General features: G+C 47.8%; 10 protein-coding genes. 5 read left to right on the top strand and 5 right to left on the bottom strand.

What is annotated here, in order from left to right; genetic code table 11:
* Positions 1–161 precede the first annotated feature (161 nt).
* The 5 genes from K2P83_RS03925 to K2P83_RS03945 form a co-directional block, all read right to left on the bottom strand.
* On the bottom strand, positions 162–1,253 hold the full coding sequence (locus tag K2P83_RS03925) for a hypothetical protein (protein WP_292926574.1): 1,092 nt from the start codon (positions 1,251–1,253) through the stop codon (positions 162–164).
* A 65-nt stretch (positions 1,254–1,318) separates the two neighbouring features.
* On the bottom strand, positions 1,319–2,146 hold the full coding sequence (locus tag K2P83_RS03930; protein ID WP_292926575.1) for a hypothetical protein: 828 nt from the start codon (positions 2,144–2,146) through the stop codon (positions 1,319–1,321).
* Between the two features lie 527 nt (positions 2,147–2,673).
* Positions 2,674–2,967 carry a PIN domain-containing protein gene (locus K2P83_RS03935; protein WP_292926576.1) on the bottom strand — a complete coding sequence of 98 codons (294 nt, stop codon included), beginning with the start codon at positions 2,965–2,967 and terminating at the stop codon, positions 2,674–2,676.
* 86 nt (positions 2,968–3,053) lie between these two features.
* On the bottom strand, positions 3,054–4,562 hold the full coding sequence (lysS, locus tag K2P83_RS03940) for a lysine--tRNA ligase (protein WP_292926577.1): 1,509 nt from the start codon (positions 4,560–4,562) through the stop codon (positions 3,054–3,056).
* Between the two features lie 287 nt (positions 4,563–4,849).
* Entirely contained in the window at positions 4,850–6,055 is a 1,206-nt protein-coding gene (locus K2P83_RS03945) for a diguanylate cyclase (RefSeq protein ID WP_292926578.1), read from the bottom strand.
* Between the two features lie 277 nt (positions 6,056–6,332).
* Between K2P83_RS03945 and K2P83_RS03950 the strand changes: the two genes are divergently transcribed.
* The 5 genes from K2P83_RS03950 to metW all read left to right on the top strand — a co-directional run bounded on the left by K2P83_RS03950 (position 6,333) and on the right by metW (position 10,627).
* Positions 6,333–6,737: a PTS fructose transporter subunit IIA gene (locus K2P83_RS03950; RefSeq protein ID WP_292926579.1), complete on the top strand. Its 405-nt coding sequence runs from the start codon at positions 6,333–6,335 to the stop codon at positions 6,735–6,737.
* Positions 6,727–6,996: an HPr family phosphocarrier protein gene (locus K2P83_RS03955; RefSeq protein ID WP_292926580.1), complete on the top strand. Its 270-nt coding sequence runs from the start codon at positions 6,727–6,729 to the stop codon at positions 6,994–6,996. Before K2P83_RS03950 ends, K2P83_RS03955 begins: the two co-directional genes overlap by 11 nt.
* Positions 6,993–8,720, top strand: coding sequence for a phosphoenolpyruvate--protein phosphotransferase (ptsP, locus tag K2P83_RS03960; RefSeq protein ID WP_292926581.1), 1,728 nt, complete (start codon positions 6,993–6,995; stop codon positions 8,718–8,720). Before K2P83_RS03955 ends, ptsP begins: the two co-directional genes overlap by 4 nt.
* A gap of 142 nt (positions 8,721–8,862) precedes the next feature.
* Positions 8,863–9,990 (top strand): homoserine O-acetyltransferase, encoded by a 1,128-nt coding sequence (locus K2P83_RS03965; protein WP_292926582.1) that lies wholly within the window; start codon positions 8,863–8,865, stop codon positions 9,988–9,990.
* Positions 9,991–10,012: 22 nt separating this feature from the next.
* A complete protein-coding gene (gene metW, locus K2P83_RS03970) occupies positions 10,013–10,627 on the top strand; it encodes a methionine biosynthesis protein MetW (protein ID WP_292926583.1) in 615 nt (204 codons plus the stop codon).
* The last annotated feature ends 2 nt before the right edge of the window (positions 10,628–10,629 follow it).

Genomic DNA, 10,629 nt, shown 5'->3' on the forward strand with positions numbered 1-10,629 from the left:
TTTCGGACAAAAAGCGATCCCGTCGTGTTTGTTTCTTCTTTGCCGCATATTCCAGGTCAGAAAAGCTTGATTGCATCACCCTATTCCATATTTATCAGTATGATGCATTTTATCAAGCCTTTATGACCAAAGTCGATGTGACCGAATAAATCAGTGTTTCCTTAATTTACGCGAATGCCGATGTAAGTAGCATTGTTGGCTTCGCTACGCTCGGTAAACGCGCCGTTGTAGTCGATGATCGCGCCGATCCAGTAATTCTGGCCGCTGACCAAATCGGAAGGAATCACCAGGAAGGTATTGTTGGTGGTATCCGGAAAACCTCGAAACAACGTGACCGTGCCTTCGCCAAGGAACCGGTCGCCGGTACTGATGGTGTCATTGGTCGATAGGTAATAGCCGACTTTAGCCGTCAGCGGACTGGTTTTGCCGAGATTCTCATACGTCATCTCGAGCTTGATGGTTTGGCCTTTGTTGATGCGGTATACCGGTTCGGTAGTGCCGGCTACTTTGGTCAGTTCTACATTCGAAGTGTTGAAGATGCGGGTGCGGCCATGCGTGCTGTATTCGCCGCTGCTACCGGTATGCCGCCAATGCGATACCGCCAGATCATTGGGGCCACCGCTCCACAAGCCGTACACCGCAACCAATCCATTATTAGCATCTTCGCCGCTGTAGGCGGTTGCGATTGCGCCATTGGCATGGATATGCGTGGGATCTGAACCCATGATGTTATAAACATTGGCAGTGTGCGCCAATCCGGCAGCATGGCCGAGTTCGTGCATGGCAGTGGTCTGGAATGGCCGGAATGCGCCGCCATAGGACGACAAGCTGGCTTTGTTGGTGGTGTGGTGATACGACACGCTGTTATTGAAAATGACATCCGCTTCTTTCAACGTGCAATCACCTTTAAACCATACATACGCAACGGCTGGAAAGGTGCCGATATTCGGGCCGCCACTGGCTTCCCACCAGACTTCGTTTTCGTTGTTATTAGCTGCAACGCCGGGCTCGTTCCAGACGACGCCAAAGCTTAAGTTGCTGGGATTGCCGTTCCAATGCGTGATCACGGAAGATAACGCATCGCGCCAAGGACCCACCGGAAAACCGACGGAAGATGCGCGGGCTGTGTAGCTGTTGCCGCTCCATTTGGTTGCGTTGCCGCCACATTTGATGGTGGTGTAAGCGAAAGCATTTTGTGTGACGGTTGCCAGAAACAACATGGCGAGCAATTGATTTAATCGCGAGAATTTCATTGTAAGTCTCCTAAAAATTGTTCATAACTTGAGTGACAGTTGCAAATTCAGGGTGAAAACGCGCTTTAATCCCTGCGAATGGTCATTTCCACGTGATTTGGCGCTTCCAGATCGAGTTTTTTGAGAACCGGTGGTGCCGCCGGTGCGGCAGCTGGTTTTGCTTTTCCTATTGCGAATTGTTCATGAATTTGCATGCTCTGGACGGGCTTGAGCGAACCGAGCGCTTGCGGTGTGTAGTGCTGGTTCACGCTATCGCTGAGGAATTTACGGAATTGCACCGGGGTCAGTTTGGTAGCATCGGCTGGCGGAATCCACTCGGCTTTGGTTTCGGTTTCAAAAGTGAATTCTTTGATGCCGATGCGAAGCGTTACGCTTTTCTTGTCTTCGTTAAAATTTCCTTGATCGAGCTGGCCGTTGCTGCGCAACCAGATTTCTTGCCAGGCATCCGAGTGTACGCCATCCTTGCTGATACGGAAGCGGCCAAAATTACCGCCGACGACCGGTGAAATCTCCACGCCGTTGCCGCGCACGAAAACGATATCCTGATCGCCAACTTGAAACAGTGGTACGCCTGGAATAATCAAGGTATTGCCAGCATCATCCGGACCGCCGCGGAAACGCAGGGTGATCAATTTGTCGTGGTTCGAACGGCCTTTAAAATTCCGGGTGATCTCGTAGGTCACATAGGTATGCGGCATGGCGACATCGCCTGCTTGCAGAACGTCTGATGTGCGATAGTCGACATCGACGACTTTGCCTTCAAAAATCAGGTCGGCTTTGTGCACCAGATCAGAAGTATTGGTTCCATCCGCGTGTGATGCATGCGTTTGCGGGATAGCAATCGCCAGACCCAAAGTTAAAATCGCTGCTGCTAGTGTTTTTACTTTCATCATATATCTCCTCTTCCGTGGTTAGTTGCTACATTGTTGTGCCGGATTTCAGAAAGCCCGGAAAAATCAAAGCTGCCACGCAAAGATAGTGTTTTTTGTCCGATCAGTCTGTGAGAAAACACACAGGCAGCATTAATTAATCAGAGCACTGGAGGAGGTTAAGAAAACCGTTGGAGTTGTCTGCTTAAAAAAGCGACATGCAAGGCATTGATACCTATCGGTTACACAAAGCCAGATGTTAGGTTCGCTTCCGAGTCAGTTTGGAATTGCAGGTGAAAATAGAAGCTGCCAGACGGGGTCATAGCAGAAAGCGGTTGGAACTTCTTTACCCGATGCTAATGTGCAGGCGCTTGTAATGCTGCAGTAAGTGCGTTATCGCTTTAATTCACCCGAATGGCGATATAAATGGCGTTATTGGCTTTGCTGCGTATTGATTGTTGTAATCAATAATGGGGCACTGATCCGATTTTTGTCCAATGACCAGATCGGCTGGTATGGTAAAACAGGCATTCGAGGTCATATCGGGAAAGCTACGATACAAAGTGCAAAGTGACCGCGCCTTCGACCAAAAATCGCTGGGCGTTTTCTGCGCTCATGGGAGATGGCAGTTTGCGCGTCGCAACGTTGAGTGTCTCCTGGACAACTTGATGGCTGATGCAAGCACTGCGAGTTTTCAGCGTTTTCTGAATCAGTTGTTCTGCAACAGTACGTTTGTGCTCATCGGTTTCGTCGAACAGATAGATGAAAACATTGGTATCGATAAATTCACCGCTCATTCCTTTCGTCTCGCGTGAATTTGCGACCACCTGTACGTACTTGTTCACGAGCGGCTTCAATCAGTTTATCGTCCGCACTTAAGGTGATATTTTTCATCCGTTGCATAACTATCGGAGGATTATTCAATGCCTCCCTAATCTTCCCGCCGCAACTGCGGAAACAAAATCACGTCGCGGATACTCGGACTGTCGGTCAACAGCATGACCAGCCGGTCAATACCGATGCCTTCACCCGCCGTGGGCGGCAGGCCATATTCCAGTGCGCGGATATAGTCCGCATCGTAATGCATCGCCTCGGCATCACCAGCCTCTTTGGCATTGGCTTGCTCCTGAAAGCGCGCTGCTTGATCTTCCGAATCGTTTAACTCTGAAAATCCATTGGCAATTTCACGTCCGGCGATATACAGCTCAAAACGATCAGTGATTTCGGGGTTGCTGTCGTTGCGCCGTGCCAGTGGTGAGACTTCTGCCGGATAATCGACAATAAATGTGGGTTCAAACAGTAAATGCTCTGTGGTTTCATCGAACAATGAAAGCTGTAAGCCGCCGATTCCATCGTGTGAATTATAGTGTATGCCCAATGCTTGTAACTTATTAATTAGAAAATCACGATCCTGTAATTGCATATCGGAATATTCCGGGTGGAATTTCTGAATTGCCTGGGTAATGGTTAAACGCATAAATGGCTTCGCCAGATCGATGGCTTTGCCTTGATAGGTGATCTGAGTGGTTCCGAGCACTTTTTCAGCCACGGTGGAGAACATTTTTTCGGTGAAATCCATGAGATAACTATAATCCTGATAGGCTTCATAGAATTCCACCATGGTAAATTCCGGGTTGTGCCGCGTGGAGATCCCTTCGTTACGGAAGTTGCGGTTAATTTCAAAAACTTTTTCCATGCCGCCGACAACCAGCCGTTTCAGGTAAAGCTCGGGTGCGATACGTAAAAATAATTCCATGTCCAATGCATTATGGTGCGTGGAGAAAGGCCGTGCCGAAGCCCCCCCCGGAATCGGGTGCATCATTGGGGTTTCGACTTCCAGATAATCACGTGCGACAAAGAATTCTCGAATTGCCTGTATCACTTTGGAACGTATCGTAAACACCTTACGCGCTTCTTCATTCGTGATCAGATCCAAGTAGCGCATACGGTATTTCTGTTCCTGATCGGTCAGCCCATGAAATTTTTCCGGCAGCGGGCGTAGCGATTTTGTCAGCAATTGCAAATCAGTCACGCGGATCGAGAGTTCGCCGGTCTTGGTTTTAAATAACGTGCCTTGCGCGCCGAAGATATCGCCCAGGTCATGGTGTTTGAACGCGGTATGCACGGCTTCGCCGGTATGGTCATCCGAAATATACAACTGAATTCGCCCGCTCATGTCTTGAATCGTAGCAAAGCTGGCTTTCCCCATAACGCGCTTTAACACCATGCGCCCAGCCACTTTTACAACAGTGGGCTGTTCCTCCAGTTTTTCCTTTGTGAAATCGTCAAATTGCTGATGTAATGCTGCCGCCAGATGCTCGCGCCGGAAGGTATTCGGGAAAGCGTTGCCTGCTTGCCGTAATTCGGTCAGTTTGGCGCGACGTTCAGCAATGATTTGATTTTCATCCTGAAGAGGGGCTGATGGATTTTCCTGGGTCATGTTATGTGTGTTAAGTGAAGAGGTTGGATAGAGTTAAGCTTGTCATTTGAGCGGCAATTATACCCCTCAAGCGAGGTGTTTCGTTACCGAGTGTATTAAGGGCACCTCTAAAAATCCAAATTTCGTCACAACACTTTGTTGCTCACGAAAAATGTTTCCTTACATATCAGTTATATGCTGCGTCACCATTTCTTGCTCGCGCCTCGTTTTGTTTAGAACTCTGAATTTTTAGAGGCGCCCTTAATTCCTGAATTCTGATGATTGACTGGTTTGAATTGCAATCGGAGTCAGCTTGCAACTTCGACCCGGTTTCGCCCTTTATGCTTGGCTATGTAAAGCGCTTCATCGGCTCTCCGTAATAAAAGATTTTCGTCCAGTGTTTCTGGCTCTGTGCCAATGGCCACACCCAAGCTGATCGTGACTGGAACCAGAGTTTGATTGGCATTGATTTCCTGACAAGCAATGGCATTGCGGAATCGCTCCGCAGCTTTAAAAGCGCCAGCTTGATCATAGGGTGAGATAATCACCAGGAATTCTTCGCCGCCATAACGCCCAATGTATTCATGAGAGCGGGCTGATTGGTTCAGTCGGCTGGCAATTTCGCATAACACCGCGTCACCCGTGAGATGGCCGCAGGTATCATTAATGGTTTTGAAGTGATCAATATCAATCATGATCACCGCTATTCCAATTCCACCTCGTCTGGCACGCAGGATTTGTTTATGCAGGATATCAAATATGGCAGGGCGGTTGAGCAAACCGGTTAAGGCATCATGTGTGACGCGTTGTTGCAATGATTTTTTCTGTGCGATGAGTTGTTTGTTGAGTTTTATTCCTTTGTATAATTTGGTTTTCTCAAGGATGATCGCCACTTGACTGGCGATTTGCAGGGATAAATCCTTATGCAGGTTTTGGTAAGTACTTTTTTTGCGACACGAAAAGAAAACGAAACCTATCGGTTTTCCAGCGGTAACCAAAGGGCAAATGAGGCAAGAGCGAATGCCCTCTTTAATAATTGCTTGCGTGAGTCTGGATTCCGGGTGTTTTCCCAAATGTGTGACTAAATCGTCGATGATCAACATTTCGTTGATATCGATGATTGCGCTTAACCCACTGTCAGAAATGGGAATTGAAAGGCCAGTTAATAATTCTTGTTTGTCATAATTGGCACGTGACCAGTGCAATTTAAGTTTACTACCTTCATTCTCAAGTAAAGCCAAGCTAATCCGGTCATAGGGTAAATGGTCCTGGAAGGATTCATAAATGTGGTTCAGTACATCGATCAGCTGTAGATTGAGGTTGCATTCCACCATAATCCGATAGAGAGATTGGCTTCTTTCTGATTGCTTCTTGAGGTACGTGGATAGTTTTTTGAGAGACTTACCCAGGTGACCAATTTCGTCATCACCGATCGGAATATTCGGTGTGAAATCACCGTGCGCCATCGCTTCGGCTGCTTTACACAAGGCTGAAATTCGATCATTCTTTTTCATGTCTTTGCCGCCGATTAAAATAATGTTGCACATTAAATCAAGACATTCATTTGCCAGTATACGCTGACCACTTCATCAAGCTTTGAGTATCCCTCAGATTATTAATTCACAGAAATGAATATAACGCATTGCACAATAGCGTGGTTGAATTAAGAGACAGAACAACCATTTGAAGGTATTTTCATGTGAAAATGTAACAACACAGGGTATTAACGCACTGTCAATGCTAGAATTCTCAAATTGTTGTTTACAAAACCAGAGGCGGGATAAAAGCGAGATGATTGGGATTTTAGTTCTCACACATGAAGATTTAGGGGATCATATGATTCGCTGCGCAAGCCATGTGGTAGGCATGAAGCCGCCACAGTTGCTGCATTTGAGTGTTTTTCCACAGGATGATCCCGATGCCGTATTAGCTAAAGCGCGCGCCATGATCAAGCAACTGGATGGCGGTAATGGGGTGCTGGTACTGAGTGATATGTGTGGCGCAACACCCTGCAACATTGCCAGTCAGTTAACGCAACCCGGTAAAGTGGAATGTATCGCAGGCGTCAATCTGCCTATGCTGGTACGTGTGTTGACCTATCGTAATGAGCCGCTTCCTGTCGTGATCGAAAAAGGATTGAGCGGTGGCCAATGCGGTGTCATGCATATTGGTGTGGAGTCGTACCATGCAGACTAAAGAAGTGGAAATTGTCAACAAACTGGGATTGCATGCGCGCGCGTCTTCAAAACTGACGAAACTGGCCAGCCAATTCAAATGCGAAGTGTGGGCGACAAAGAATAATCGTCGTGTAAATGCGAAAAGTATTATGGGAGTTATGACGCTGGCGGCCAATAAAGGGTCGCGCATACAGATCGAAACGACCGGTGACGATGAAGTTGAAGCGATGGCAGCGTTGGTGGCATTGGTCGAAGATTATTTTGGTGAAGGCGAATGAGCTTTATCCTGCAAGGTATTGGTGTATCGGAAGGCATTGCCATAGGGCATGCGCATTTGGGCGCACCTGCTGCTTTAGAGGTGATGCATTATCTGATTCCAAAGAATCAGATAGACAAAGAGATTGCGCGCCTGGACAGTGCTTTTACTGTCGTTCGTAAAGAATTTGAAGCGCTGCAAAAATCTGTTGCCGATGGCCATGCACGGGCGGAATTTAGTGCATTCCTGGATTTGCATCTGATGATCTTGGAAGATCCGACACTTTCGGAAGCGGCCCGGAGCATGATTGTGCAGACCCAGTGCAATGCGGAATGGGCGCTGACGCAGCAGATGCAAGAGCTACTGGCGCAGTTTGAAGAAATCGAGGATGCTTATTTGCGCGAACGCAAAGCCGATGTGGTGCAAGTTGTCGAGCGTGTGCTCAAAGCGATGCTAGGACATCCCGGTTATTTGCCGGTGGCATCAAGACTTACCGGCGATAGTATTCTGGTGGCGCATGATCTGAGTCCTGCCGATGTCATGCAATACAAACAGCATCAGTTTACCGCCTTTCTAACCGATTTGGGCAGTCAGACCTCGCATACCGCGATTGTCGCGCGTAGTCTCAATATCCCTTCTATCGTGGCGTTACATCAGGCACATCGTTTAATTCTGGAAAATGATCGTCTGATTGTGGACGGTACGCACGGCATTGTCATTGTCAATCCGGATAAGTATGTTCTGGATGAATACCGTCTGCGGCAAGGCCAGTTGGAATTGGAGAAAAAAAAGCTGCAGCGCATTAAGAGCGTTGTTGCGGTAACGCTGGATGGCACACCGATCGATTTATACGCCAACATAGAACTGCCGGAAGATATTGAGCAAGTCAAAACCAGCGGTGCCACAGGCATCGGTTTGTTCCGCAGCGAGTTTCTGTTTCTCAATCGCGATGACTTGCCGGATGAAGATGAACAATTTGAAGCTTATCGGACTGTTGCAGTCAAAATGCATAAACAGCCGGTTACCATTCGTACCTTTGATCTGGGGGCGGACAAAAGTTTGAAAGGCGCCGTGCAAGTTGCGGCTAATCCGGCGTTAGGGTTGCGTGCTATCCGGTTGAGCTTGGCGGAGCCGAGAATGTTTCATACGCAGCTACGTGCTATTTTGCGCGCATCTCAATACGGCGATGTCCGTATTCTGGTGCCGATGCTGTCCAATGTGGCGGAGATTGATCAAACGCTGCATCTGATTGAATACGCGAAACAGACCTTGCGCGATGAAAAGATTCATTTTGATGAGCATATTAAAGTCGGCGGGATGATTGAGATTCCGGCGGCTGCGTTGAGTCTGAATCTTTTTATGCGGAAACTGGATTTTTTGTCCATTGGTACCAATGACCTGATTCAATATACCCTGGCTGTTGACCGGATCGATGATGCGGTGGCGCATCTTTATGATCCGTTTCACCCAGCCATATTGTGGCTGGTTTCGCATATTATTCAGAGTGCCAATCATGCCAAAGTGCCTGTATCGATTTGTGGTGAGATGGCCGGTGATAAGCAGTTTACCCGTCTACTGCTAGGTTTCGGGCTGCAGCAATTCTCCATGTACCCGGCGCAACTGTTGACAGTGAAGAACCAGATTTTAAAAAGCCATTTGCCTGATATTATTCCGCTCACACAAAAGATCATGAAAACGGATCAACCGGAAAAGATGGCGGAATTGCTGGCCAAGTTGAATGATTAGAAAAACTCTGAAAGAGCCCGTTACGATCGTGGTGAACTAGCCGATGGGTTTATCAGAGTTTTCCGTAGTGTATGCCAGTTTCATTGACGATATAATTGTCAACAGGATATTTAGTCATTTCTTTAGGATTTTCCTTATATAAATGCAAGATTCAAAATCAGTTGGTGTTGTGACACCGCACTATGTGACCATTGACAAGCCATTGCAGTTGAAAAGCGGATTGATATTGGATAGCTATCATCTGGTGTATGAAACCTATGGAAAACTGAATGCAGCACGATCCAATGCGGTACTAATTTGTCATGCGCTTTCAGGCAATCACCACGTAGCCGGAGTGTATGCGGATAAAGAGAAGAGCTACGGTTGGTGGGATAATATGGTGGGTCCGGGCAAGCCGATTGATACCAATCGCTTCTTTGTGATCGGTGTGAACAATTTGGGTGGTTGCCACGGTTCTACCGGTCCTGCCAGTATTGATACGAAAACCGGAAAACACTATGGCGCGAGCTTTCCTATTGTTACCGTGGAAGACTGGGTGGAAACCCAGGCGCAATTGGCCGAACATCTGGGAATTGAACAATTTGCCGCAATAGTCGGCGGCAGTCTGGGCGGGATGCAGGCAATGCAGTGGACGCTGGATTATCCGGAAAAAGTGCGTCATGCGCTGGTGATTGCCGCGGCGGCCAAATTGACCGCACAAAATATCGCGTTTAACGATGTCGCCCGTCAGGCGATTATGACCGACCAGGAATTTTACGGCGGCAATTACTACGCTTACGACACGTTGCCGAGGCGCGGTCTGCGGTTGGCTCGCATGCTGGGGCATATTACTTATCTTTCCGATGACTCGATGGCGGCAAAATTCGGACGGAGTCTGCGTAAAGGCGAGCTTTCTTTCGGTTTTGATGTCGAGTTTGAAATTGAATCCTATCTGCGCTATCAGGGCGACAAATTTGCGGATCTGTTCGATGCCAATAGTTATTTGCTGATGACCAAAGCGTTGGATTATTTTGACCCGTCGAATGCCTATGGTGGCGATTTAAGTGCGGCTTTCCAGGTTGCCAAGGCGAATTACCTGATTTTATCGTTTACATCCGATTGGCGTTTCTCGCCGGAGCGTTCCCGGGAAATTGTCAAAGCGCTACTGGATAACAAGATTAACGTGAGTTATGCAGAAATCACCTCCAGCCACGGCCATGACTCTTTTCTGATGGAAACGCAGTATTACCATCAACTGGTACGGGCGTATATGGACAATATTTCTACCTGAGTGAAAGAGCTATTAATTAACCATGACTGATACAACAGCACCATCAACCATCGCATTACGCCCGGATTTTGCCGCCATTGCCGAATGGATTAAACCTGGCGCAAAGATTCTGGACTTAGGTTGCGGCGACGGTTCATTGCTGCGCTATTTGCGCGATACACGGAATGTTTTTGGCTATGGCGTGGAAATCGACGATGATAATCTGCTCAGTTGCTTTCGTAATGGCATCAATGTAATCCAGAATGACCTGGAAACAGGGTTGTCCGGCTTTGAATCGGATTCATTCGATTACGTCATTCTGTCCCAAACTTTACAGGCCATGCGGCACACCGAAGGCATCATCCAGGAAATGCTGCGGGTGGGTAAGGAAGGCATCGTTTCATTTCCCAATTTCGGTTACTGGAAAAACCGTATGCAGGTTATTTCCGGACATATGCCTGTGTCAAAAACTCTGCCCTATCACTGGTATGACACGCCCAATATTCATTTATGCACATTGGGTGATTTTGAAGCGCTGTGCCAGCAATGTGACGCGCGTATACTCGAACGCAGGGTGATGAACGGCGGTCATCCGGTTAATTTCTTGCCGAATCTGATGGGAATGCTGGCGTTTTACCGCTTTGAGCGGCGAGAGTGATC

Origin of the sequence: Nitrosomonas sp. (assembly GCF_019752415.1) — a bacterium.
GTDB lineage: Bacteria > Pseudomonadota > Gammaproteobacteria > Burkholderiales > Nitrosomonadaceae > Nitrosomonas.

Coding starts and splice junctions, on each gene's coding strand:
- K2P83_RS03930 (WP_292926575.1), bottom strand. CDS start 2,146: ATGATGAAAGTAAAAACACTAGCAGCAGCGATTTTAACTTTGGGTCTG.
- K2P83_RS03925 (WP_292926574.1), bottom strand. CDS start 1,253: ATGAAATTCTCGCGATTAAATCAATTGCTCGCCATGTTGTTTCTGGCA.
- K2P83_RS03945 (WP_292926578.1), bottom strand. CDS start 6,055: ATGAAAAAGAATGATCGAATTTCAGCCTTGTGTAAAGCAGCCGAAGCG.
- ptsP (WP_292926581.1), top strand. CDS start 6,993: ATGAGCTTTATCCTGCAAGGTATTGGTGTATCGGAAGGCATTGCCATA.
- K2P83_RS03950 (WP_292926579.1), top strand. CDS start 6,333: ATGATTGGGATTTTAGTTCTCACACATGAAGATTTAGGGGATCATATG.
- K2P83_RS03965 (WP_292926582.1), top strand. CDS start 8,863: ATGCAAGATTCAAAATCAGTTGGTGTTGTGACACCGCACTATGTGACC.
- metW (WP_292926583.1), top strand. CDS start 10,013: ATGACTGATACAACAGCACCATCAACCATCGCATTACGCCCGGATTTT.
- K2P83_RS03955 (WP_292926580.1), top strand. CDS start 6,727: ATGCAGACTAAAGAAGTGGAAATTGTCAACAAACTGGGATTGCATGCG.
- lysS (WP_292926577.1), bottom strand. CDS start 4,562: ATGACCCAGGAAAATCCATCAGCCCCTCTTCAGGATGAAAATCAAATC.